The following is a 22,943-nucleotide window of genomic DNA, read 5'->3' on the forward strand; positions in this document are numbered from 1 at the left end:
CGCGGCCCACCCGCCGGGCCAGCGCGCGTCACCGACCTCTCATCGCGTGAACTCCGCCCGCCCGACGACGTTATTGACCCTCCCAGACCGCCTTCGCGCCGGTGTCGCCGGTGCGGATCACGTAGTAGAGCGTGGCGCCGGCCGCACCGAGCGCGAGCACGCCAAGCAGCAGGCCGAGCACCCGGTTCGACGCCTGGAAGCCGTCCTTCGGCCGGACGAACCAGACCAGCGCCAGAGTGATCACGCCGAGCCCGATCGACGCCCAGAGCGTGGTCGTACCCAGATCGCTGTGTGTGTTGAGCCGGTCGTAGTAGCCCTCGCTGATCCGGCCCTGAGAGTCCAGCCGGGCGTAGAACGCGTCACCGGTCAGCTTCGCCATCAGCGCGGACAGCGGCGCGCCGATCGCCAGCAGCCCGAGCACCCACCGCGTGTGCGCACGGGTGAACGGCACGAACGCGTAGACGATCGCCAGCACGGCCAGCAGCGGCACGAACACCACCGCGGCATGCACCATCAGCGGGTGGGCCGGAATGCCCATCACGGTCTCGAACACTGCGCCTCCTGGATCGGGTGCTCACACAATAGAGGCCCGTCGGCGTCCTGCGGTGCCCGTCCGCCGTCAGGGAGTCCGATCGGTCACGGAACGCGGCACCCGTTCGGCCTACCGCCGTCCACAATCGAGTGAGGCTACGGTGACTGAGCTGCGGATCTCGGATCGGCCGAGCGCTTTTTCGCCGGCCCGGTCGGTGGGTGCCGTGGATCCGGTGACCGCTACATGATCACTGCGTGACCACTGAGACGAATCCGGCGCGGAAGCTGACCGCGCAACAGACGATCTGGGCGTCGATCAGCGCCGGGGTGCTGGCGTTGTGCTGCTGCTGCGGCGGCGTGATCGGTGCGTTCTCGGGCGAGGGCGAGAGCACGCCGCTCGCCGTGGCGTCGACTCTGCCGCCGCCGTCCCCGTCCCCCTCCCCGTCGCCGTCGCCTTCCCCCTCTCCTTCTCCTTCTCCGTCCGCGTCTCCGCCGCCGTCGCCGTCCGCGTCCTCCGCGCCGGTCGCTGTTGTGCCCTCGGCGGCCGCGCCGGTGACGGACAAGCGGTACAAGACCTGCCAGGAGGTGACAGGCGACGGGCGCGGGCCGTACCAGCGCGGCGTCGACCCGGAGTACGACTGGTACATCGACCGGGACTCCGACGGCGTGGTCTGCGAGTCTGGCGAGTCCTCCGGCGGCGATTCCGGTGGCGATTCCGGCGGCGGTTCGGGGTCTTCCGGTGGCGATTCCGGCGGCACGTCGGTCTACTACAAGAACTGCGCCGCCGCCCGGAACGCCGGCGCCGCCCCGGTCCACGCGGGCCAGCCCGGCTACGGCAGGCACCTCGACCGGGACGGCGACGGCATCGGCTGCGAATGAGCCCGCCCGGGACGGTAGGTTGGGTGCCAGGTGTGCCGGGAAGGCTGGTCGGCGATGGCTTCGTCGTGCCCTCCTGAAGGAGTCCCATGTCCGGTGTTCCGCCGCGTCCCGCCCGTCACCTGTTCGGCAGGGGGACCTGGCCCGAGGCGCGCCGGATCGCCGACATCCTGCGCGCGGAGACCGTCGGCGGCGCGCTGCTGCTCGGCGCCGCAGTGCTCGCGCTGCTCTGGGCGAACTCGCCGTGGGCGGACGCGTACCGTGCCCTGAGCGAGGTCACGATCGGCCCGCGCGCGCTGCACCTGGATCTGACGCTCGCCCAGTGGGCGGCGGACGGGCTGCTCGCCGTCTTCTTCTTCGTCGCCGGGCTGGAGCTCAAGCGCGAGTTCGTCGCCGGTGACCTGCGCGACCCGAGCCGGGCGATGCTGCCGATTGTGGCCGCGGCCGGTGGCATGGCCGTCCCCGCGGTCATCTACACCGTGATCAATGTGCGCGCGGCCGGCGGCGCCCTGTCGGGATGGGCGGTGCCGACCGCCACCGACATCGCGTTCGCGCTCGCCGTCCTCGCGGTGGTCGGCACGCACCTGCCGTCCGCGCTCCGCACGTTCCTGCTCACGCTGGCCGTCGTGGACGACCTGCTGGCCATCGTGATCATCGCGGTCTTCTACACCAGTTCCCTGCACCTGCTGCCGCTGGCCGCCGCGCTGATCCCGCTGGCCCTGTTCGGCTTCCTGGTGCAGCGCCGGGTCCGCTCCTGGTGGCTGCTGCTTCCGCTCGCGGCGGCCGCGTGGGCGCTTGTGCACGGGTCCGGCATCCACGCCACCGTCGCCGGCGTGCTGCTCGGCTTCCTGGTCCCGGTGGTGCGCCGGTCCGGCGGTGACGGTCCCGGCCTGGCCGAGCACTTCGAGCACCGCTGGCGCCCGCTGTCCGCAGGCGTCGCGGTCCCGGTCTTCGCATTCTTCGCCGCCGGGGTCTCGGTTGCCGATGCCGGCGGTCTCGGCCCGACGCTTCGCGACCCGGTCACCATCGGCATCATCGCCGGCCTGGTGTGCGGCAAGACCATCGGCGTGCTCGGCGCCACCTGGCTGGTACAGCGCTTCACCCGCGCCTCCCTCGGCGACCAGCTCAGCTGGTGGGACGTGGCCGGCCTGTCACTGCTGGCCGGCGTCGGTTTCACCGTGTCGCTGCTCATCGGCGAGCTTGCCTTCGGCGCCGGAAGCGAGAAGGACGACCACGCCCGCCTCGCCATTCTGACCGGCTCCCTCATTTCCGCCCTGCTGGCCGCCGCCGTGCTGCGCCTGCGCAACCGGCATTACCGGCGCCTGCACGAGGCCGAAGAACTCGACGCGGACGCGGACGGCATCCCGGACGTCTACCAGCAGAAGGCCTGAGACCTCCAGTCCGGCACCCCACCGAATGCGTGACCTGCCTCCGGCTGGTGCGCACGTGCCGGTCAGGGGCGTGGCCGGAGGGCGCGGTCGAGCCAGGTGAAGGAGTCCTCCTGCATGTCGGCGTCGAAGATGTGGGCCTTGCCGGGGTAGACGCTTGTGGACAGGTGGGCGGCGGCATGCTGGGACTGCCAGACCGTCTGAAGGCGGGCGTGGGCGGCGGCGACGCCGGCGGGGGTGAAGAGGGGGTCGAGCGCGCCGTCGAAGACCATCAGGGGTTTCGGGGCGGCGATCGTGGCGACGTCGGGGATGTCCAGGTGGCGGGTGAGGCCGGGGTGCAGCATCCAGTAGGCGGACTGGCCGCGCAGCGTGTTGTTGCCGACGACCATCATGTCGGCCACCGTGGTCAGCCAGCAGGCGGAGACGGCGGCGGCGACGTGGTCGGAGAGCGCGGCGACCTGCCAGGCCCGGAACGCGCCCATCGAGAAGCCGACCACGCCGACGCGGCGCCGGTCGACCTGCGGGAGCGAGGCCAGGAACGCGGCGGCGCGGACGTCCTCGCGGGCGGCCAGGCCGGCGGGGGAGGAGCCCAGCTCGTAAAGGTTGCTCGCGAGTGCCTGCTGCTGGTCGTAGACGAGGCCAGCGCGGTCGCCCCAGCCGAGCGTGTCGACGGCAAGCACTGTGTAGCCGCGCGCGGCCAGCTCGTCGCCGACGAAACGGCCGCTCATCAGGCGGGTCGTCCACTCCTGCGCGGAGGCGAGGCGCGCGTCGTCGTACCACGGCTCGACGAACTTCTCCTTGCCGATGTCGAAGCGGGCGCCGTGATCGTGCAGGAGCAGCACGCCCGGGTGCGGACCGGGCGTGTCCGGGGTGAGGAGCGCGGCGCGCACCCGGCTGTAGCGGGTGAGGTCGAACGCGATGAGACGCCGGACGTACCCCCGAGGGCTCTTCTGCTCCTGGAGCACGTGCGGGCGGAACGGGAGCCGGTCGTCGGCGGGGTGGAAGAGGTGGCGCTCGACGAGCGCGCGGGCATGGCGACGCCACGCGCCGAAATCCCGGATCGACGAACGACCCCAGGCATCGGGGTACGTCAGGTCGGCGCGAAGTCGCTCGTAGAAGGTGGGCAGGTTGCCGTGGACGACGCCGGGTGACTCGAACCCGTCGAGCGGGCCGCCGGGCCCGGGGGCGCTGGGTCCGGAGATATCAGGGTCGGGGCTGCCGGGGCCGCCGGTGAGGGCGGCGTCTGGTGTATCGCCCGGTGGCGGGTCGGTGCCGAGGTGGGGGAAGGCCGCGGGGAGCAGCGCGGCAGCGGGTAGGGCGGTGAACGCGCGGCGCTTCATTCCGCCGATGCTAGGCGGGAAAGCGCTTTCCATCAAGCGGTGTCGATGAAGTGGCCGATGCCGTCGAGCATGCGCGCCAGGCCGAAGGAGAAGTCCGCGCCGTCGACCTCGTCCTCCATGGCGAACGCGCCCTCCTCGGTGGCGGCCGCCAGGTGCGGGAAGCGCGCGCGGGTGACCAGGAGTCGCATCAGATCGCCGTACCGCTGCTGGGTCTCCTCGTCGGCCCAGGCGGAGCCGGCCAACCCGGCGCTGATCTGCGCCTCGCCACGCACGTAGTTGAGCACCGCCAAGATCGCGGAGAGCCGCTGACCGCCGTTCAGCCCGGTGCGGCTCAGTGCGGCGAGCCCGGCGTCGGCCCAGGCGAGCTGGCCCGGGTCGAGCGGCGGGCGACCGGGATTGATCACCAGGATCCAGGGGTGGCGCAGGTAGACCTCGCGCAGCGCGAGCGCCCACGTCTCCAGGCCGGGCCGCCAGTCGGCGTCCGGGTCGATCGCGGGCGGCCTGCCCGGGGCGGCGTCGCTCATGAAGATCAGGAGCTCTTCCTTGTTGGCGACGTGCCGGTAGAGCGACATGGTCGCGCTGCCCAGGCGTTCCGCGAGCTTGGCCATCGAGAGGGCGGCGATGCCCTCCGTGTCCGCGATCTCGATCGCGGTGGCCACGATCCGCTCCCTCGTCAGGGACTGCGCGGGTCGTTTGGCCGGCGGGTCCATGTCCCAGAGGACTCGCAGGCTGCGCGGCATTCCAATGTCGGCCATCGCGCCGATCATAGCGGTGTGCGTATCCCGCACCGAAAGCGTGTGACATACGCTGAGCGTATCAGATACGCTCCGGCGTATGAGCTACGCGAAATCGAAATGGATCTTTCCGCTTTCCTTCGTGATCGTCGTGTTCCTGGCCTTCTCGCTGCCGCCCTACCTCAGCCTCGACCCGGCCCGGGCCCGCGTCCCGGCGAATGACGCGCTCCCCGGCCAGTTCTGGTGGCTGGTCGCGCACGTGGTCGTCGGCTCCGTCGCGCTGCTCGGCGGCGCGCTGCAGGTCTGGCCGTGGCTGCGGCAGGCCCGTCCCGCGCTGCACCGGCGGATCGGCACGGTCTACGTGTTCGGCGGCGCGCTCCCCGCCGCCACGACCGCGCTGGTGCTGGCCGTGTTCACGCCGTTCGGCCCGGTCGCCGGGGCGAGCAGCGTGATCCTGGCGCTGATCTGGTTCGGCACCACGCTTGCCGGCTGGCGGGCCGGCCGGCAGCGCCGGTACCGCGAACATCGTCGCTGGATGATCCGCAGCTTCGTGCTCTCGGCCTCGATCATCTCGAACCGGCTCTGGGGCGTGGTGATCGCGATCCTTGTGCTGCCCGGTCTGCCGCCGAAGATCGCCGAGGACCCGCAGCTGACCATGTGGACCATCGGCGGCCTGACCACCTGGCTCGGCTGGACCATCCCGCTCCTGATCGCCGAGGCGTGGCTGGAGCGCCGGCCCCGCCGCACCCCGGCCGCCTCGGGTGCGGAGGTGGCTACCGTTGCCTGATGACGACGTGGAACCCGTCCGCACCCGGCGTGCTGCGACTGCCGTCCGGGCGCCTCGTCCGCGGCCGCGGCCTGCGCCACCCGCTGCCGGCGGGCCCGTTGCCGGAGTTCGCGGTTCATCTGCGCGGCCGCCGCCCGCCGGAGCCCGGCTGGCCGAGCACCTGGGTGCGCTGGCCCGACTTCTGGCTGCCACTCGACCCGGCGGCCGCCACCGCCGCGTTCCGGGAGGCCTGGCGCCGGGCCGCGACCGAACGGGTGGAGATCGCCTGTGGTGGTGGCCGCGGCCGCACCGGCACCGCCCTGGCCTGCCTCGCCATCCTCGACGGCCTCCCACCCGCCGACGCGATCCCGTTCGTCCGCGCCAACTACAGCCGCCACGCCGTCGAGACCCCCTGGCAACGCCGTTTCGTCACCCACTTCACCGCCCACTGATCCGCTTCCCACTTCCCGGTCGCGGCCCGCTGGCCGCTGATGCGCCGGGCCTCGCCGGTGCCCGGCGCACGGGCCGGCGGCGAGTGACGGTTTCGCGGATTTGGCAGGTGATTGGAGATATTTTCGGGGTTATGGCCAGCTCGCGGGGGTGGTGGGCCGGGCTGCGCGCGCGGGCGGGGCTCGGCGACCCGGGCCCGAGGGCTGCTGCGCGTCAGGCGGCCGCGCTGCTGGCGTTCTCCGGGCTGGCCGCGTTACTGGGGTTGCTGGCCGGTTCACCGCGGCCGGGTCCGCTGATCGCGATCGCCGGAACGGACCTGGGGCTGGCCGCGCTGATCTGGATGCTGCCCTGGTCGCGATGGCCGCCGCTCGCGCCGGTGACGGCCACGCCGTTCGCGCTCGCGGTGCTCGGGTTCTCCACCTGGGCGTTCGGCGGGGTCGCGGCCGGGACCGGGCCGTTGTACGTGCTGTTCTTCGCCTGGCTGGGCCTGCACTTCCCGCGGTGGGTGATCTGGGCGCTCAGCCCGTTCGCCGTGGTGAGCTATGTGCTGCCGCTGCTCCTCACCAACCAGCCGCCGGACGTGGTCGGCAGCGTGGTCGGCCTGATCCCGGTGGCTGTCGGGGTCGCCCTCATGATCAACGCTCGGGTCGGCGCGCTGCGGGCCGCGCTGGAGCAGCTCTCCGGCGTCGAACGCTGGCGCCGCGGCCTGACCTCGGCCGTGGCGCACGACGTCCGCTCGCCGCTCAGCACCATCCAGTTGGTACTGGAGATGATCCGCGACGGTGACCTGCCCCCGGAGAAACGCGACAGCTTCATCGAGTCCGCGCTCCGCCAGTCCGCGCGGCTCGGCCGGCTCGCCTCCGGCCTGCTCGACCTGGACCGGGTCGAATCGCGCGGCACACTCCGGCTCGAACTCACGCCGATCTGCCTCCGTAAGGCCTGTCAGGACGCGGTCGGCTTCCTGAACGTCGGGCCGGTCGCGATCGAGGTCCCGCCGGAGCTCACCGTCACCGCCGACCCGCAGCGCCTGGAACAGATCGTGGTCAACCTGGTCGGCAACGCGGCCAAGTACGGCGTCGCCCCCGTCGAGATCACGGCCGGACCGGCGACCGGCGGCATGATCTGGCTAGCTGTCCGGGACCACGGCGCCGGCGTCGCCCCCGCGGACCAGGATCGTCTCTTCGCCCGTTACGGCACCTCCGGCGACCTGCCCGGCTCGGTCGGGCTCGGCCTGTGGCTGGTCCGCGAGCTGGCCCGCGCGCACGGCGGCGACACCTGCTACGAGGACGCCGACCCCGGCGCCCGGTTTACCGTGACCCTTCCGTCCGCCGCGTGAGGCGCACGTCGTACCCCGGTGGTAGGCATGTGGTCATGGATGTGCGGGACGCGGCGAAGCGGTGGCCGAGCGGGTGGGCCGGGTGGCCGGCGAAGGATGTGGAGGCGATCGCGCCACTGACGATCAGCGGGTGCACGGTGCTCCGGTTCCCGGCGGACGGGCTGGTGACAGACGGGCTGGTGGCAGACGGGCTGGTGGCGGAGGCCCGCGACTACTCGCACGCCCGTCCGGAGCGCCTGCTGCCGTCGGCGGGGGTGTGTGGCCGGTGAGCCACGTGCACGTGGTCTACGCCCACCCGGCCCCGCAGAGTTTCACCCGCGAGGTGCTTGGCGCGTTCCTCGGCGGGCTGGCGGAGGCCGGGCACACCGCCTCCGTGTCGGACCTGTATGCGCAGGGATTCCGGGCGGGCCTCTCGGCCGAGGAGTACGCACGGGAGACCGGCAGGGGCGCCCACGTGCCGGTCGCTCCGGATGTCACTGTGGAGCAGGAGCGGCTCGCCGCGGCGGACGTGTGGGCCTTCGTCTATCCGGTCTGGTGGAACGACTGCCCGGCGTTGCTCAAGGGCTGGTTCGACCGGGTGTGGACGGCGGGGTGGGCCTACGAGCCGATGACGTTGCGCCCGGCCAGGTCCGCGCTGGTGCTGTGCACGAGCGGGCACGGCGCCGCGGATCTTGAGGCGTCCGGCTGCTACCCGGCGATGCGCACCACGATGCTTGCTGACCGGATCGGCGCGCGCGCCGCCCACGCCGACTTCGTGCTGTTCGGCGGGCAGTTGAACGGTGGGGAGGCCGGCCGGCGGGAGCATCTGCGGCGGGCGGCGGCGCTGGGGCGGGAGGTGTGAGTGGTCAGTCAAGCATCGCGAGGAGCTTCTGGACGGTGTTCCAGTTGCGTACCGTGGCGGCGGGCTGGTTCTTGATTCTGCTCAGGGCGGTGATCACCGGGCTGTTGCTGAGGCCGTGCGGGCACCAGACGTAAATCTCCTCGTCCCGGGCGGCGAACAGGTCGTCCAGCGGGTCGACGCCGGCCAGCAGCTCGGTGACCGGCGTGGTGAGCGGTGCGGCCAGGAACGACACGGTGAACCGGGAGCCGTCGGCGGCCACGTCGGCGAACGGGTTCTCCGCGACGAGGGCGGCGAGGTCGGCGCGGTCGCGCACGATCACGTCGACGGACAGGCCGAAGCGCTTCTCGATCGCCTTCTCGGCGGACGGGCCGAGTTCCGCGCGCGGGAGGTCGCTGTCCAGCACCACGTTGCCGCTCTGCAGCAGCGTGGCGACGTTCGTGTGGCCCTCGGCGGTGAGCAGCTCACGAAGGTCGGCCATGCCGATGCGGCGGTTGCGGCCGACGTTGATGCCGCGCAGCAGCAGGACGTACCGGTTCATGACGGCCAGGCTGTCCGACCGGCACGGACCCGTCAAGCGCCCACGCGGTCCGCGGGCGAACAGGCCGGCACCCGCAGCATTGTGGAATCGGATTCGTGGACAGGTGGAGATCGACATGACTGATCGGCTGCTCAAGGCCGCGCTCACCGACGGGGATCTGCGGCCGTTGCCGGAGGCCGCCACCGCGCACCTGGAGGCGCTTGACGCGCCGCCCCGGCTGGCCGCGCACCTGCGGGCGGTCCACGACGTGGCGTGGCAACTGACTCACGCGCTTACCGGAAAGCTGGATTTCGACAGGGATCTGGTCCTGTTCGGTGCCGCGATTCACGACATCGGGAAGGTGCGGCATCCGGAGGAACCGCCTACCCGGTGCCGGGCTGAGGCGGGGAGCCTGCACGAGCCGCCAGGGCGCGGGCTCAGGCTGTGGTCAGGAAGGTCTCGATCCGTGAGGCGACCAGGTCGGGTGCGAAGGCCGGTACGTCGTGTGAGGCGCCGGGAACCACCAAGACCTGCGCGGACGGCATGATCGAGGTGAGCCGGGCCGCCGCCTCGGCCGCCGGATAGAGCGCACTGTGCTCGCCGAGCAGGAACATCGTGGGTACGCCAACGGACGCCAACTCCGCATCGGTGAACGTGTCAGGCGCGGGCAGCCGCCGGCGGAACGACATCTGCAGCGGCAGCAGCCCCATCAGCTCGTCGTCCCGGAGCGTCGCGTTCCGGAACGGCCCGGCCAGCGCATGCCGCAGCGTCCGCGGTGTGAAACCGGCGAGCCCGCCCGCGATCAGCCACAGCATGAAGCGCGTGGTCACCCGCCCGAACCCGGCCGGATCGAGCAGCGTCAGGCTGGCCGCGCGCCCGGGAAACGTGATCTCGTGACGGAGCGCCGCCCACCCGCCGTAGGACATGCCGACCAGATGGCATCGCGGCACGTCCAGCCCGGCCAGCGTCTCGGCGACGCACGCCACGAACTCGCCCGCGTCCACGATCGGCCTGGTCTGCCGCGCCGCGCCGGGTTCGCCGATCAGGTCGAGCGCGATGACCGGGTGCTGCCGCCCGAGCCGCCCGGCATACCGGTACCAGGTGATCGCGCTCCCGCCCGCCCCCGGGAGCAGCACGATCGGCGTGCCTGTGGACGCGCCACCCCGGTAGGCGACAGCGGTGCCGAACGACGTCGTGACCGATGCGGACGGCAATGGCAGCAGGCGTGCCAGGGCGGCCTCGTACGCCGAGAGGAATCGTGAGCCAGCCGCCGGGGAGGTGAACTCGCTGGTTTTCATGGTACGAACGTATCATCAAAAAATGCCGAAGCGGGTGGACCATGACGAGCGGAAGCGGCACATCGCCGGCGCGTTGCTGCGCATCGCGGAGGAGCGCGGCCTGCAATACGCCAGCATGCGGGAGGTGGCGGTCGCGGCCGGCGTCTCACTACGCCTGGTGCAGTACTACTTCCACACCAAGGACGAGCTGCTCCTGGCCGCGCTCGGCTTCCTCGCGGAACAGCTCGGGGACCGGATGAAGGCACGGCTGACGGCCACCATGCCGCCACGCGAGTTCGTCACCGAGCTGCTGCTCGCGGTGCTGCCCACCGACCCGGAGGGCGTGCGGATCACCCGCACGTTCGCCGCGTTCTACAGCCTGGTGCTGGCCGAGCCGCACCTGACCGAGAACGGCACCGCCTACCCGGACGGGCTGGAGCGCCTGATCGCCACCCAGCTACGGACTGCGGAGCGGCCGGAGCCGGAGCTGACCGCGGCCGGGCTGCTGGCGCTCACCAACGGGCTCGGCTCAAGCATCCTCGGCGGCCAGCGCGACGCCACGGCCGCGATCGGGGTCCTCCGCCATCAGCTCAGGCTGGTCTTCGGGGACGGCGGGTAGACCCACCCCGGCTCGTCGATGCGACGGACCCTGCACGTCAGACCCGCCAGGAAACGATCGCACGGAGCAGGCCCGCTGCCGCCCGACCACCGGCCCTGCCGCCCGGCCGCCGGGGCCGGGGGCCGACGTCGCCGCCGGTCAATCGCCGAGTTTCGCGACCGTTCGGGCCTCCTCCGCGGCGGCGGCGACCGCGTCCAGTGTGGCCCCGGTCGACGCCGTGACCGCCGCCGCGATCGCGCCCTCGACAAGCGGCGCGTCCGCCAGGCGCAGGTCCTTGCGGTCGAGATCCTCCACGATGGTCAGCGCGGTCAGCACGGAGCTGCCGAGGTCCGCGAGGAGCAGCACGCCGTCGCCGCGGTCGGCCCGGGAGATCGCGGCCAGGATGAGTTCCTCGCTGGTGCCGAGGCCGCCGTCCGCGGTGCCGCCGGCCACCTCGATGGCGCCGGAGCCGGGCCCGCGGAGCTCGGTGAGGAGATCACGGAGCCCGTCCGCGAGAAGACCGCTGTGCGATATCAGGACTATCCCCACCATGTCCGGATCGTAACGCCTGGCGGAATCCCCGGCAGAAGGGAAAGCTGACCCCTGGAAGGGAGCGCACCGATGAAGAAGTTCATCAACGATCCTGGTGACGTGGTGGCGCAGGCGCTTGCGGGGCTGGCCGCGGCCCACGCTGAACTGCGCATAGACCCCGAAAATCAACTTGTGGTACGCGGAGACGCGCCGATCCGCGGCAAGGTCGGCATCGTCTCCGGCGGCGGGTCCGGGCACGAGCCGCTGCACGGCGGCTTCGTCGGGCCCGGCATGCTCGACGCGGCCTGTGCGGGCGAGGTGTTCACGTCGCCGGTGCCGGACCAGATCGTCGCCGCCACGCGCGCGGTCGACGGCGGCGCGGGCGTGCTGCACATCGTCAAGAACTACACCGGCGATGTGCTCAACTTCGAGATGGCGGCGGACCTGGCCGCGGACGACAAGATCACCGTGGAGACAGTGCTCGTCAACGACGACGTGGCGGTGGAGGACTCGACCTGGACCGCGGGCCGTCGCGGCACCGGGGCCACGCTGATCGTGGAGAAGGTCGCGGGCGCGTTGGCGGAGGAGCGCGCCCCGCTTGCCGACGTGGCCGCGATCGGGCGGCTTGTGAACGAGCGGTCCGGCTCGTTCGCTGTGGCGCTGACCGCGGCGACCACGCCCGCGGCCGGCCAGCCGGGCTTCGACCTGCCGGACGACGAGATGGAGGTCGGCGTCGGCATCCACGGCGAGCCCGGCCGGCAGCGGGCCACAGTCACCGGTGCGCGGGAGGTCGCGGCGCTGATGGTGGAGGCGATCCTGGAGGCCAAGCCGGGTCTTGGTGACAACGCGATCGTGCTGCTCAACGGCCTCGGCGGCACGCCGCTGATCGAGCTCTACCTGCTGTTCGGCGAGGTCTCCAAGCTGGTGAACGTGCGCCGCAGCCTGGTCGGGAACTACGTGACCAGTTTGGACATGGCCGGCGCCTCGCTCACGCTGTGCCAGGCGGACGACGAGATCCTGCGCCTGTGGGACGCTCCGGTGCGTACCCCCGGATTGCGTTGGGGGTCATGATCATGAATGTTGATCAGGCTCGGGAGTGGATCGCGGCGATCGCGGCGAAGGTCGAGGCGGACGCGGAGACGCTCACCCGGCTGGACTCCGCGATCGGCGACGGCGACCACGGCGCGAACCTCAAGCGCGGTTTCGCCGCGGTGAAGCAGGCGCTCGACGGCTTCGAGGCGGAGACCGTGGGGGACGTGCTGACCAAGACCGGCGCGACGCTGATCTCCAAGGTCGGCGGCGCGTCCGGCCCGCTCTACGGTTCCGCGTTCCGTGCCATGGGCAAGGCTCTGACCAGTCCGGACGTGACTCGGGAACAGTTCGGCGACGCGCTCGAGGCGGGCCTGGCCGCGATCCGCAAGCTGGGCGGCGCGCAACCGGGCGACAAGACGATGGTGGACGCGTGGCTGCCCGCGGCCGCTGCCTACAAGCTCAGTGGCGCGGCGGCGGCGGCGACCGCGGCGGCGAAGGGGGCGAAGGACACCACCGGACTGCAGGCGCGCAAGGGCAGGGCGTCGTATCTCGGTGAACGCAGCGTCGGCCATCAGGACCCGGGGGCGACGTCCACGGCGATCATCTTCCAAGCGCTGGCGGGCTCCTAGGCTTTGCCAATCCGGCAAGCTTTCTTGTCGTTCTCCGGGGGCGCGGGTGACGCTCGTTCCCGTCGGACACGAGGAGGAAGAAACCGTGAAAGAGCAGTACGACGTGGTGATCATCGGCGGCGGCGCGGCCGGGCTGAGCGGGGCGCTCGCGCTCTCCCGGGCGCGCCGCTCGGTGCTCGTCGTAGACGCCGGCGAGCAGCGCAACCGGCCGGCCGACCACATGCACAACTACCTGGGCCGGGAGGGCGTGGCGCCGGGGGAGTTCCTGCGCGGTGGACGGGCGGAGGTGGCGTCCTACGGCGGCGAGTTCCTGGACGCGGCCGTCACCGCGGTGACCGGCGACGCCGACCGCGGATTCACCGTGGCCTGCGGCGAAACGTCGGTCACCGCGCGGCGGATCCTCGTCACGACCGGACTCGTCGACGACCTGCCGGACATCCCCGGCCTCGCGGACCGGTGGGGCAGGGATGTCCTGCACTGCCCCTACTGCCACGGCTGGGAGGTCCGCGACCAGGCGATCGGCGTGATCGCGACCAGCCCGATGGCCGTGCATGCCGCGCTGCTCTGGGGCCAGTGGACCGCCGACGTCGCGCTGTTCCTGCACGACGGCTTCAGCATCACGGACGAGCAGCATGAGCAGCTGACGGCCCGCAGGGTCCGCCTGATCGAGGGCCGCATCACCGGTCTCGAGATCATCGACGACCGGCTGACCGGTGTGCGCGTCGGCGACGAGGTCATCCCGCGCGCCGCGCTCGTCATTCAGACCGGCCTGCGCCCCCGCGACAGCCTGCTGACCTCGCTCGGCCTCGTCGCCGAGGAGAAGACCGCCGGTCCCGTCCCGATCGGCGCCTTCATCCCGGTTTCCCCGGCCGGGGCCACGAGCGTGCCCGGCATCTTCGCCGCCGGCAACGTCGTCGACCCGATGGCCCAGGTCATCACCGCGGCCGCATCAGGTCTGATGGCCGGAGGCGCGCTCAACGGCGACCTGATCATGCAGGAGACCCGGCGCGCGGTCGCGTTGCGGCGCCTCGGCGTGGACGCCGACGACCCGTCCGAGCTGTTCTCCCGCGACTACTGGGAGCGTCGCTACGCCACCCCGAAATTCAGCGGCAATCCCAACGTCCACCTGGTCAGTGACGTGTCGGACCTCAAGCCCGGTCGCGCGCTGGACGCCGGCTGCGGCGAGGGCGGCGACGCGATCTGGCTGGCCGCCCAGGGCTGGGAGACGACAGGCGTCGACATCTCCACCACCGCGCTGGAACGCGCCGCCACCCACGCGGACGCCCGCGGCGTCTCCGTCAGCTGGGAACAGGGCGACCTCACCACCTGGGCCCCCGAGCCCGGCGCCTTCGACCTGGTCAGCACGCAGTTCGTGCACATGTACGGCGCCCTGGGCACTGACCTCTACCGGCGGCTCGCGGCAGGTGTCGCGCCCGGCGGCACGCTGCTGATCGTCAATCACAGCTACACCGACGTCGCCTCGTCCACGGTCCCGCGCCCGGACCTGCCCGAGCTGTTCATGACCGCGCCCGAGATCGCCGCAGTGCTCGAGCCGGACGAGTGGGACCTCCAGGTCGTCGAGGAACGCGCCCGCCCGGCCACGGGACCCGATGGTGCCGAGACCACGGTGCACGATGTTGTGGTGAAAGCGATCCGCCGCTGACGGGACTATTACCGGCAGATGAACCGGCAGCTCGAGGCGCCGGTTCGCCCTGCGTGATCGCGCGCGAACCGGCACAATCGACCCCGTCACCAACGCTGAAGGCGAGGCTGATCCGTGATCGCACGAGTCTGGCGTGGCTGGGTCCACGCTCAGGACGCCGCCGCCTACGACCGTCACTACCGCGCCGAGGTCCTTTCCACGCTGCGTGCCGTCAACGGCTTCGGCGGCGCCCGCCTGATGCGCCGCGAGGCGGACGACGAGGTCGAGTTCCTCTCCATCGCCTACTTCGAGGACATGGACTCGGTCGCCCGGTTCGCCGGCGACAGCCCCGAGACCCCGGTCATCGCCGACTCGGTGCGCGCGCTGTTCATCCGCTACGACACCATCGTCCGGCACTACGAGGTCGATTTCGAAACCTGAGGGAGTACGCGGAACCCCGCGCATCGCAGCAGGTCATGTGCTGCGCGGGGCGTACATGATGACGACCACGCCGACCAGGCAGATCGCGGCGCCGAGCAGGTCCCAGCGGTCCGGGCGGAACCTGTCGACCACCATGGCCCAGGCGAGTGAGCCGGCCACGAAGACGCCGCCGTACGCGGCGAGGATCCGGCCGAAGTTCGGGTCGGGCTGGAAGGTGGCGACGAAGCCGTAGAGGCCGAGCGCGATCACGCCACCGGCGATCCACCACAAGCCGCGCTGCTCCCGGAAGCCCTGCCAGATCAGCCAGGCCCCGCCGATCTCCGCAAGCGCGGCCAGTCCGAACAACGCCAGTGACCGTAGGATCTCCACTCGCCGCACGTTACCCGTGGAGGTATCCCGGCGGCCCGCTCCTCGGCTCGCCGCGATCCACCACGCACACCCTAAGATGTCGCCGTGACCATCCTGGACACCGCGCGCAGCCTCTCCCGGCTCGGCCTGTTCCGTACCCCCGTCGGCTCGTGAATTTTCAGGTCTCGTGAATCCTCAGGTGTCGTGCCTGCCGCACGATCTGCACGTGGCGCAGACACCCAGGCTGTGGATCGTGACCAGCCGAGCGACTGACATCGCGCGCTGGATGCGGCAGTCGGCCGAGGACCCGGGCAGTCGTGCCGAGATGACCGACGAGGTCGCGGAGGCGTGGCTGGCCATGCCGAACGAGCCGCTCGCCGACCCGGTGCGGGAGTACGCGGATCCGGATGCGATGGTGCCTGTCGATCCGCACTTTTTGTTCTTCGCCGGGATCAGCCGGGAGACGCGCCACCTGGTCGGCAACCTGTCCGTCTTCAGCCGGCACGGCGCCAGCGAGATCGGCGGCGCGATCCACCGCGAATTCCGGCGGCAGGGCTACGGCCACGAGATGCTGGAGACCGTCACCGCGCTTGCCCACCGGCACTTCGGGCTGGAACGGCTCGTCGCGGGCGCGGAGCCGGCGAACACGGCCTCCCGGCACTGGCTGGGCCGGTCCGGCTTCACCCCGGCGGACGGACCGGACACTGTCACGCTGGAGAGCGGCCGGACGGTGCAAACCGTCTGGTTCGAGCACGTCGACCCGGAGTACGAGCTGCGCTGCACCCGCCCGCGCCCCACCTTCCGCAAGCGCCGCCGTCAGGTCAGGCGCACGCGGTAGAGCGCGGGGTCACGCCCGACCACTCAGGACTGACTGCGGAGACCGTCGATGAGCAGGTCGAGGAGCCGCCCGGCCTGCGCGCGCTGCTCCGGCTTGCCCGCTGCGAACGTGATGCCGCTCAGCCCGACAAGCACATCGTCCGCGGTCAGGTCGGCGCGGATCAGCCCGGCGTCGATCCCGGCGGCGAGCAGTTGCGCCAGCGCCGCGATCATGCGGTCCCGGCTGTGCGCGTACGGGTTCCCGCCGGACGCGATGACCGCACGCAGCGCGTCGGCCATCCCGTGCTTGGTGGTCATGTAGTCGAGGAACCTGTCCATCCACGCCCGCAGCGCCTTGTCCGGCGAGAGCGTCGCGGCGAGCTCCGGCGCCGCATCGCAGAGCCGCGACAGCTCATTGCGGTACGCGGCCTCGACAAGCGCCTCACGCGTGGGGAAGTGCCGGTACAGCGTGCCGATGCCGACCCCCGCCGCCTTGGCGACGGACTCGAGCGTCACCTCGGGCCCTTCGGTGGTGAACGCGTTGACCGCCGCGTCGAGCAGCCGTTCGCGGTTGCGCTGCGCGTCGGCACGCATCGGTCAAGCACCTTCTCTCAGTGTGTCAAGCGGAATTGTGAAGCGTATCGCGCCACCTCAGGAGGAACCGCGTTCGGGCTCCTGGCAATCGGAGGTTCCTCCGGTTAACGTTACCGGAGGAACCTCCGCTTAAGGGAGAAGAGATGGACAGCACCGCCGCCGACGTCCTCCGCGACGTCGACCTCACCCACAAGCGCGCGATCGTCACCGGCGGCGCGTCAGGCATCGGCATCGAGACCGCCCGCGCGCTGGCCGCAGCCGGCGCCGAGGTCACGCTCGCCGTGCGGGACACCGCCGCCGGCGCCCGCGTCGCCGACGAGATCACCCGGGAGACGCACAATCCCGGCGTACACGTGGCATTCCTTGATCTTGCCGATCCGGTCGGCGTCGGCGCGTTCGCCGCGCACTGGGACGGGCCGCTGCACATGCTGATCAACAACGCGGGCGTGATGGCGCCGCCGCTGACCCGCACCGGCCCCGGCTGGGAGCTGCAGTTCGCCACGAACCACCTCGGCCACTTCGCGCTCGCCACCTGCCTGCACCGTGCGCTCGCCGCGGCCGGCGGCGCCCGCGTGGTCGCGGTCAGCTCAAGCGCCCACCTGCGCTCGCCTGTCGTGTTCGACGACATCCACTACCGGCAGCGGGAGTACGAATCGTGGGCCGCCTACGGCCAGTCCAAGACCGCAAACATCTGGTTCGCGGTCGAGGCGGCGACACGCTGGGCGCGCGACGGCATCGACATCAACGCACTCAACCCCGGCGCCATCAAGACCAACCTCCAGCGGTACGTCTCCGAGGCCGACCTGGCCGCGGCACGACAGGCGGCCGGCGGCGGGGAGCCGCGGTGGAAGACACCACAGCAGGGCGCGGCCACGTCCGTGCTGCTCGCGGCCTCGCCGACGGTCAAGGGCGTTACCGGCCGCTACTTCGAGGACTGCGCCGAGGCCGCCCCGAACCAGCCCGGCACCCGCACCGGCTTCGCGCCCTGGGCGCTTGACACGGACGCGGCCGCCCGACTGTGGACGGTGTCGGAACAGACGCTCAGATGAAAAAACTCACCACGCCGATCGCCCCCGCATCGTTGATCATGGGGTGATGGAGATTGCGCCGCTGACCGCCGAGGACCACGCCGCCGCCGAGACGGATCTCGCGGAGGTGCTGCTCGAGTGCGTCCTCGGCGGCGCCAGCGTCGGGTTCACGCTGCCGTTCGCCGTCGAGGACGCCCGTGCGTACTGGCGGCGGGCTCTGCAGGACCCGGAGGCCCGCACCTGGGTGGCCCGGGAGGACGGCAGGATCCTCGGCGTCGTCCGGCTGCTGCCGGCCGCGCAGCCCAACGCGCCGCACCGGGCGGAGGTCGCGAAGCTGCTGGTTCACCCGGACGGGCGGGGCCGCGGCCTGGGCGGCGCGCTGCTCGTGGCCGCGGAGGAGGGGGCCCGCGCGCTCGGGCGTACCCTCCTGGTGCTGGACACCGAGTCCGGCAGCGTGGCGGAGGGGCTGTACGCCCGGCGCGGCTGGACCCGGGTCGGCGAGATCCCGGAGTTCGCGCTCACTCCGGCGGGTGAACGGGTCGCGACCACGATCTTTCGCAAGCACGTGTAAGAAAGCAGAAATAGGTTGGTCGGCGACCGTCCGGCCCCGGATCATGGGACAGATGAACACCCCCCGGCAGCCCGTCGACGCGCGCGACAAGAAGACGGCCACGGGCGCCAAGGCGGCCGTGGCCAAGGCGAAGGCACCGGAGCTGGTCGGCGCGCTGCCGATGTCCGGCTCCGTCGATGACGGCGACCGTCTGGTCGACGTGGTCGACCTGCTGGCGATAAGCGCGTTCACCACCGGCCGGGAGCCGTACGGCCGCACCACCCACCTGGAGAACGTGCGCTCCGACGCCAAACTCATGATCGACGGCGCGCGGGTGCTGCGCGAGGCGGTCGAGGACACCGGGCGCGGCCGGCTGATCGCCGGCGACGGCTTCACGCTTCACGTCAACCACTGGACCCAGTCCCGCCGGGCCACGGTCATGGTCACCGCGGTCAGCGCTGAGCTGGCCGAGTCCGTGGTGACAAGCGTGATCGACGGCGCGGTGGAGGAGCCGGAACCCACGCCGGACACGGTCGGCATCGGCTTCTGGCACTTCGGCCCGCACGGCCCGCGCCGGGTCGAGCGGCAGATCGACGCGGCCCCGTGGGACACCATCCGCGGCAACTACGCGACAGGGGTGGCGTCCGCACTCGACCGGGTGATGGCGCAGGACGGCGAGTCGCCGGACGGCCGGCTCCTGCTGCTGCACGGCCCGCCCGGCACCGGCAAGACCACGCTGATCCGCGCGCTGGCCCAGGAGTGGAAGTCCTGGTGCCAGGTCGACTGCGTGCTCGACCCGGAGCGCCTGTTCGCCGACCCGGCGTACCTGATGAACGTGGCGCTCGGCGGCGACGACGAGGACGGCCCGCGCTGGCGCCTGCTTGTGCTCGAGGACTGTGACGAGCTGATCGGCGGCGAGGCCAAGGCCAGCTCCGGCCAGTCGCTGTCCCGCCTGCTGAACCTGACCGACGGGCTGCTCGGCCAGGGTCGCAACGCGCTCATCGCGATCACGACAAACGAGGACCTGACCCGCCTGCACCCCGCGGTCATCCGCCCGGGCCGCTGCCTGGCCCAGATCGAGGTCGGCCGCCTCCCCTACGACGAGGCGACCTCCTGGCTCGGCCGCTCGCACGGCATCACCTCGGACGGCGCCACGCTCGCGGAACTCTTCGCCCTGCGCTCCGGCACCGCCCCGGTCACCGTCCCCGAGCCGCCCACCAACACCGGCATGTACCTCTAAAACACGGGCGTGTGTGGCGGATCCCGGTCCACCACACACGCCCAGGGGCGTCGTCTACCAGGGGGCGGTCACGGTGACAAGCAGCGCGCTGTGGTCTGTGTAGATCATGGGCAGCGTCCGGGCGCTCATGCCGGTGAACCCGGACGAGACCATGACGTGCTGCACGTCGCCGTCACCCTTCCTGGTCCACCCGGACGGCACGCAGTTCTGCACGTTCTCCGGATCTGCGGTGTTGTACTTCAGGTTGAGGTCGCCGCTCACGATCGACGGCACGTTCGGCTCACCGTAGAGCGCCTTCATGGCGGGCAGGCGCTGCCGGGTCAGTTCGTTGCACTGGGCCAGCGCGGTCGGCTCGTCCGTGCTGAGGTGGGTGACGCAGCCGTAGAAGTCGGCGAAGCGCGCACAACCGTAGGCCCGCTGCTCGGACGTGCTGTTCTGCCGTGCGTAGACGCCATAGTCGTCCATGTATACATAGTTGTTGTCGACAAGGATCGCGCTGCCGTAGTCCGCGCCGTTCGTGCATTTCACCGGGGTGCCCGCATTCGCGTTCCACGCCGCAGCGAAGGTCCAGGCGGAGTAGTAGTCATAGTCGTTGTTCTCCGCGATGTCGACCTCTTGCCCGCGGCAGATCTCATTGATGAAGACGACGTTCGGGTGATAATGCTCGATCATCATCTTCGCTTCGCCGACCGCCGCCAGCCCGCCGGTGTAACAGTCGGCGGCACCGCCGTTGCACAGATTCATCTGCAGGATCGTGGCGGTCCGCGCGGCCGCGGCCGGCGAGGCGATCAGCGTGGACGCGACCAGCGCCACGGCTGCCGCGGCCATCAGGCGCAGCACCCGCCCACCGGGACCTCGTCTGTTTCGCACGTCGACGTTCATCGTCAGCTCCTCTTTCCCCGTCTGGAGGGCATCCATGACCATGTGCCGCGGTCCAGTCTGTGGGGTGATCACCATCGATACAACGACGTTTTGATCCAGCTCTAAAGTCCCTGCCAATACCGCTTTCCCACTCCCGCGGTGGCCCGGCCCGCACGCTCCCGCGGGCTTCCAGCCCGTGGGTGGTCGCGTCCAGGGCACAGGAAACGGGCGTCCACCGCGCGGTGGACGCCCGTACCCGGCAGGTTTTATCTGTAGGTGATGTCGCTCTGCTTCACCTTGCAGTTCGCGTCGTCCCAGCCCGCGCCGAGATAGGTCGGCTCGCTGCCCTTGCTGACTCCCTTGTACTTACCGCACACCGTGGCCGACGAGCTGTTGACGAGCGTCACCCGGGTGATTGTGGCGGTGTCGCCCCAGTTGCTGTTGATGCCGGCCACCATGTCGATGTCGTCAAGCAGCACGTTGTCGATCTTCACGTGCCGGGTGTACGAGTTCGTGCAGTTGCCGCAGCCCCGGTAGAGCTTGCCGGAGCCCTTCAGGTAGAAGCCGCTGATGCTCACGGTGCCGTTGCCGTTGTGCTGGAACGTCTTGTCGCTGCCGTTGCGGGCGCCGCCGCCGATCACGTACGACGTGCCGCCGCCGGTGCCCTTGAACGTCGCGGCGTCCTCACCGATGTCGTTCCACCAGACGTTGCGAAGCGTGCAGGTGCCCTCGCAGTGCACGCCGTCGCCGGCCGGGGAGCCGAGGATGACGTTCTGCAGCGTGCCGCCGTTCGCGATGGAGAACATCGGGTCCTGCGACTCGTTCTGCGAACCGTCACCGATGCAGCAGTAGGTCTTCATCCCGCCGTCGAACGTGCCTGACACGTTCTGCGTGCTGGAGATGCTCACCGAACCGGCCGACGACGGCCACGCCCCGGTCGGGGTGCCGGAGCCGCCCGTCGGGGTCGGGGCCGGAGTGGTCGGGCCCCCGGTGGTCGGGCCGGTGGTCGGGTTCGAGGTGCCGCCCGCGTACGTCTCGAACTCGGCGATCCTCGGCGCGGCGGACGCGCCGGTGATGTCGAGCGTGACCTTCTTCAGCGAGGCCGCGGTGAACGAGATCGTGCTCGGGCTGCCGCTGCCGCTGCTCAGGACCGCGCCGCTGTCCGCGTTCAGCAGACGCCACGCGGTGATCGACCCGCCGCCGGACGCCTGCTTGATCACCACGCTGCTCACGGTTGTGGCGCTGCCCCACTTGACCGAGATGGACCCGGTCGCGCTGCTCGGCGCCCAGTACGTACCGGTGTCGCCGTCCTTGACGTTGCCGTAGCTGGTGCCGCTGGCCTTGCTGGAGCCGTCGGCGCCGCCGCTGAGGCTCAGGTTCGTCTCCGCGGCCCAGGCCTGGGGCAGCGACAGCATGACCGCCGCCCCCACCGCCGCGACGGCGCCCCCGGTTATCCACCGCAGGGCTACGTGTCGTCTCATCCGTGTCTCACCTTCATGGTCACAAAGTGCGCCGGCGCCACACCGCTTCCAATCTGGAAAGCGCATTCCTGAAAGAATAGATACAAGTCGATCAGAAAGGCAAGTGCTGGTCGGAGGCGGTACGGTCCGCGGCGGCGCCCACGTGAACGCGATACTGCTGAATCGCTGATCCCGGACGGGCGGATCACCGATGATGAGGTCACAACCTCTCGTCATCGGCGGTGCTCGTCCCATGAAACTACTGCTCATAGCCGTCACGCTCGCGGCAACGACGATCGCGGCGACGCCGGCGGCGGCGGTGGCCGCACCCGCGGCCCCAGCCCGGTTCGTCGATATCGCAAGCGTCGACCCGACAATCCTTCGCGACATCCGCTACCACTCGGCGCACAACTTCGTCGGCCGGCCCATCAAGGGCTACCGCGAGCCGCTCTGCATCCTGACCAAGGCGGCCGCCCACGCGCTGGCCCGCGCCCAGGCCGCACTGCGCCCGCGCGGCCTCAGCCTCAAGGTCTACGACTGCTACCGGCCGGGCCGCGCCGTCGCCGACTTCGCCGCCTGGACGCGCGATCGCACCGACCGGCGGATGAAAGCCGAGTTCTACCCGCGCACCGGCAAGGCCGGGCTCTACCGGAAGGGATTCCTCGACAGCCCGTCAGGTCACAGCCGCGGCAGCACTGTAGACCTCACGATGGTCCGCCTCCCGGCGGCCGCGCAACCCGCGTACCGGCCCGGCGACCCGCTTGTCGCCTGCTACGCGGCGAACCGTTTCAGGGACAACAGCGTCGACATGGGTACGGGTTACGACTGCTTCGACACGCGCGCGGCCACGCTCGCCCCCCGTGTCACAGGTGCCGCGCGTGCCAACCGCATTCTGCTCCGCGACACCATGGCGGCCGCCGGCTTCACCGGGTACTTCCGGGAGTGGTGGCACTTCGCGCTCGCCGCGGATCCGTACCCCGGCACCTACTTCAATTTCCCGGTGGCCCGGTCGTCCCTGCGCTGACGAGCGCTGAGGCCTTGATCCGGGGCGGGCGTCGCGGTGGGGTGCCCCGTCCGACGGGAGGCCGCGGACGAGGCGTCGAAGGGTCGTACGGGC

General features: G+C 71.1%; 28 protein-coding genes. 18 read left to right on the forward strand and 10 right to left on the reverse strand.

Annotation, left to right across the window (positions count from 1 at the left end; all coding sequences use genetic code 11):
* Positions 1-70 precede the first annotated feature (70 nt).
* The gene (locus tag ACIA8K_RS19780; RefSeq protein ID WP_396060995.1) at positions 71-553 is read right to left on the reverse strand and encodes a DUF2231 domain-containing protein; all 483 of its coding nucleotides are present in this window, start codon (positions 551-553) and stop codon (positions 71-73) included.
* A 233-nt stretch (positions 554-786) separates the two neighbouring features.
* Between ACIA8K_RS19780 and ACIA8K_RS19785 the strand changes: the two genes are divergently transcribed.
* Together ACIA8K_RS19785 and nhaA are read left to right on the forward strand one after the other, a co-directional pair.
* Positions 787-1,410 (forward strand): excalibur calcium-binding domain-containing protein, encoded by a 624-nt coding sequence (locus ACIA8K_RS19785; RefSeq protein WP_396060997.1) that lies wholly within the window; start codon positions 787-789, stop codon positions 1,408-1,410.
* A gap of 86 nt (positions 1,411-1,496) precedes the next feature.
* Positions 1,497-2,798: a Na+/H+ antiporter NhaA gene (gene nhaA / locus ACIA8K_RS19790; RefSeq protein ID WP_396060999.1), complete on the forward strand. Its 1,302-nt coding sequence runs from the start codon at positions 1,497-1,499 to the stop codon at positions 2,796-2,798.
* Between the two features lie 62 nt (positions 2,799-2,860).
* Here nhaA and ACIA8K_RS19795 read toward each other — a convergent pair whose 3' ends face one another.
* Together ACIA8K_RS19795 and ACIA8K_RS19800 are read right to left on the reverse strand one after the other, a co-directional pair.
* Positions 2,861-4,135, reverse strand: coding sequence for a dienelactone hydrolase family protein (locus tag ACIA8K_RS19795; protein WP_396061002.1), 1,275 nt, complete (start codon positions 4,133-4,135; stop codon positions 2,861-2,863).
* A 32-nt stretch (positions 4,136-4,167) separates the two neighbouring features.
* Complete coding sequence (locus ACIA8K_RS19800) at positions 4,168-4,890, reverse strand: TetR/AcrR family transcriptional regulator (RefSeq protein WP_396061004.1); 723 nt, start codon at positions 4,888-4,890, stop codon at positions 4,168-4,170.
* A 121-nt stretch (positions 4,891-5,011) separates the two neighbouring features.
* Here ACIA8K_RS19800 and ACIA8K_RS19805 point away from each other — a divergent pair, with 121 nt between their 5' ends.
* The 5 genes from ACIA8K_RS19805 to ACIA8K_RS19825 all read left to right on the forward strand — a co-directional run bounded on the left by ACIA8K_RS19805 (position 5,012) and on the right by ACIA8K_RS19825 (position 8,262).
* Entirely contained in the window at positions 5,012-5,656 is a 645-nt protein-coding gene (locus ACIA8K_RS19805; RefSeq protein WP_396061007.1) for a DUF2306 domain-containing protein, read from the forward strand.
* Positions 5,656-6,087, forward strand: coding sequence for a protein phosphatase (locus ACIA8K_RS19810; protein ID WP_396061009.1), 432 nt, complete (start codon positions 5,656-5,658; stop codon positions 6,085-6,087). The genes ACIA8K_RS19805 and ACIA8K_RS19810 overlap by 1 nt, the downstream gene beginning before the upstream one ends.
* Positions 6,088-6,218: 131 nt before the next feature.
* Positions 6,219-7,421, forward strand: a complete 1,203-nt coding sequence (locus tag ACIA8K_RS19815) for a sensor histidine kinase (RefSeq protein WP_396061010.1) — start codon at positions 6,219-6,221, stop codon at positions 7,419-7,421.
* A 35-nt stretch (positions 7,422-7,456) separates the two neighbouring features.
* Positions 7,457-7,690, forward strand: coding sequence for a hypothetical protein (locus ACIA8K_RS19820; RefSeq protein ID WP_396061013.1), 234 nt, complete (start codon positions 7,457-7,459; stop codon positions 7,688-7,690).
* A complete protein-coding gene (locus ACIA8K_RS19825; protein WP_396061015.1) occupies positions 7,687-8,262 on the forward strand; it encodes an NAD(P)H-dependent oxidoreductase in 576 nt (191 codons plus the stop codon). The genes ACIA8K_RS19820 and ACIA8K_RS19825 overlap by 4 nt, the downstream gene beginning before the upstream one ends.
* Before the next feature lie 4 nt (positions 8,263-8,266).
* On the opposite strand, the gene ACIA8K_RS19830 is transcribed toward ACIA8K_RS19825, so the two are convergent.
* Positions 8,267-8,800, reverse strand: coding sequence for a DUF1697 domain-containing protein (locus ACIA8K_RS19830; RefSeq protein ID WP_396061018.1), 534 nt, complete (start codon positions 8,798-8,800; stop codon positions 8,267-8,269).
* 115 nt (positions 8,801-8,915) lie between these two features.
* On the opposite strand from ACIA8K_RS19830, the gene ACIA8K_RS19835 reads away from it, so the two are divergent.
* Positions 8,916-9,326, forward strand: coding sequence for an HD domain-containing protein (locus ACIA8K_RS19835; RefSeq protein WP_396061020.1), 411 nt, complete (start codon positions 8,916-8,918; stop codon positions 9,324-9,326).
* Here ACIA8K_RS19835 and ACIA8K_RS19840 read toward each other — a convergent pair.
* On the reverse strand, positions 9,217-10,077 hold the full coding sequence (locus ACIA8K_RS19840) for an alpha/beta fold hydrolase (RefSeq protein ID WP_396061023.1): 861 nt from the start codon (positions 10,075-10,077) through the stop codon (positions 9,217-9,219). The genes ACIA8K_RS19835 and ACIA8K_RS19840 overlap by 110 nt on opposite strands.
* Before the next feature lie 22 nt (positions 10,078-10,099).
* On the opposite strand from ACIA8K_RS19840, the gene ACIA8K_RS19845 reads away from it, so the two are divergent.
* Entirely contained in the window at positions 10,100-10,675 is a 576-nt protein-coding gene (locus ACIA8K_RS19845; RefSeq protein ID WP_396061025.1) for a TetR/AcrR family transcriptional regulator, read from the forward strand.
* A gap of 138 nt (positions 10,676-10,813) precedes the next feature.
* On the opposite strand, the gene dhaM is transcribed toward ACIA8K_RS19845, so the two are convergent.
* Positions 10,814-11,206, reverse strand: a complete 393-nt coding sequence (dhaM, locus tag ACIA8K_RS19850) for a dihydroxyacetone kinase phosphoryl donor subunit DhaM (RefSeq protein ID WP_396061028.1) — start codon at positions 11,204-11,206, stop codon at positions 10,814-10,816.
* 69 nt (positions 11,207-11,275) lie between these two features.
* Between dhaM and dhaK the strand changes: the two genes are divergently transcribed.
* The 4 genes from dhaK to ACIA8K_RS19870 all read left to right on the forward strand — a co-directional run bounded on the left by dhaK (position 11,276) and on the right by ACIA8K_RS19870 (position 14,929).
* Positions 11,276-12,256, forward strand: a complete 981-nt coding sequence (gene dhaK, locus ACIA8K_RS19855) for a dihydroxyacetone kinase subunit DhaK (protein WP_396061030.1) — start codon at positions 11,276-11,278, stop codon at positions 12,254-12,256.
* A gap of 2 nt (positions 12,257-12,258) precedes the next feature.
* Positions 12,259-12,846, forward strand: a complete 588-nt coding sequence (gene dhaL / locus ACIA8K_RS19860) for a dihydroxyacetone kinase subunit DhaL (protein ID WP_396061033.1) — start codon at positions 12,259-12,261, stop codon at positions 12,844-12,846.
* A gap of 85 nt (positions 12,847-12,931) precedes the next feature.
* Positions 12,932-14,509 carry an FAD-dependent oxidoreductase gene (locus tag ACIA8K_RS19865; protein ID WP_396061035.1) on the forward strand — a complete coding sequence of 526 codons (1,578 nt, stop codon included), beginning with the start codon at positions 12,932-12,934 and terminating at the stop codon, positions 14,507-14,509.
* 114 nt (positions 14,510-14,623) lie between these two features.
* Positions 14,624-14,929, forward strand: a complete 306-nt coding sequence (locus tag ACIA8K_RS19870) for an antibiotic biosynthesis monooxygenase (protein WP_396061037.1) — start codon at positions 14,624-14,626, stop codon at positions 14,927-14,929.
* A gap of 33 nt (positions 14,930-14,962) precedes the next feature.
* On the opposite strand, the gene ACIA8K_RS19875 is transcribed toward ACIA8K_RS19870, so the two are convergent.
* Positions 14,963-15,298, reverse strand: a complete 336-nt coding sequence (locus ACIA8K_RS19875) for a YnfA family protein (RefSeq protein WP_396061039.1) — start codon at positions 15,296-15,298, stop codon at positions 14,963-14,965.
* Positions 15,299-15,530: 232 nt separating this feature from the next.
* Between ACIA8K_RS19875 and ACIA8K_RS19880 the strand changes: the two genes are divergently transcribed.
* Entirely contained in the window at positions 15,531-16,115 is a 585-nt protein-coding gene (locus ACIA8K_RS19880) for a GNAT family N-acetyltransferase (RefSeq protein WP_396061041.1), read from the forward strand.
* Between the two features lie 23 nt (positions 16,116-16,138).
* Here the strand turns inward: ACIA8K_RS19880 and ACIA8K_RS19885 are convergent, their stop codons facing one another.
* A complete protein-coding gene (locus tag ACIA8K_RS19885; protein WP_396061043.1) occupies positions 16,139-16,687 on the reverse strand; it encodes a TetR/AcrR family transcriptional regulator in 549 nt (182 codons plus the stop codon).
* Positions 16,688-16,830: 143 nt separating this feature from the next.
* Between ACIA8K_RS19885 and ACIA8K_RS19890 the strand changes: the two genes are divergently transcribed.
* Genes ACIA8K_RS19890 through ACIA8K_RS19900 form a run of 3 tightly spaced genes read left to right on the forward strand, consistent with a single transcriptional unit; the run spans position 16,831 to position 19,505 of the window.
* Complete coding sequence (locus ACIA8K_RS19890) at positions 16,831-17,736, forward strand: SDR family NAD(P)-dependent oxidoreductase (protein WP_396061046.1); 906 nt, start codon at positions 16,831-16,833, stop codon at positions 17,734-17,736.
* A 46-nt stretch (positions 17,737-17,782) separates the two neighbouring features.
* Positions 17,783-18,286, forward strand: coding sequence for a GNAT family N-acetyltransferase (locus ACIA8K_RS19895; RefSeq protein WP_396061049.1), 504 nt, complete (start codon positions 17,783-17,785; stop codon positions 18,284-18,286).
* Between the two features lie 52 nt (positions 18,287-18,338).
* On the forward strand, positions 18,339-19,505 hold the full coding sequence (locus ACIA8K_RS19900) for a DUF5925 domain-containing protein (protein ID WP_396061052.1): 1,167 nt from the start codon (positions 18,339-18,341) through the stop codon (positions 19,503-19,505).
* Between the two features lie 54 nt (positions 19,506-19,559).
* On the opposite strand, the gene ACIA8K_RS19905 is transcribed toward ACIA8K_RS19900, so the two are convergent.
* Positions 19,560-20,387, reverse strand: a complete 828-nt coding sequence (locus ACIA8K_RS19905) for a hypothetical protein (protein WP_396061055.1) — start codon at positions 20,385-20,387, stop codon at positions 19,560-19,562.
* A 245-nt stretch (positions 20,388-20,632) separates the two neighbouring features.
* Positions 20,633-21,847, reverse strand: coding sequence for a pectate lyase (locus tag ACIA8K_RS19910; protein ID WP_396061058.1), 1,215 nt, complete (start codon positions 21,845-21,847; stop codon positions 20,633-20,635).
* A gap of 232 nt (positions 21,848-22,079) precedes the next feature.
* On the opposite strand from ACIA8K_RS19910, the gene ACIA8K_RS19915 reads away from it, so the two are divergent.
* Positions 22,080-22,850: a M15 family metallopeptidase gene (locus tag ACIA8K_RS19915; RefSeq protein ID WP_396061060.1), complete on the forward strand. Its 771-nt coding sequence runs from the start codon at positions 22,080-22,082 to the stop codon at positions 22,848-22,850.
* Positions 22,851-22,943: the final 93 nt, after the last annotated feature.

Origin of the sequence: Catenuloplanes sp. NPDC051500 (assembly GCF_044454585.1) — a bacterium.
Taxonomy (GTDB): Bacteria; Actinomycetota; Actinomycetes; order Mycobacteriales; family Micromonosporaceae; genus Catenuloplanes.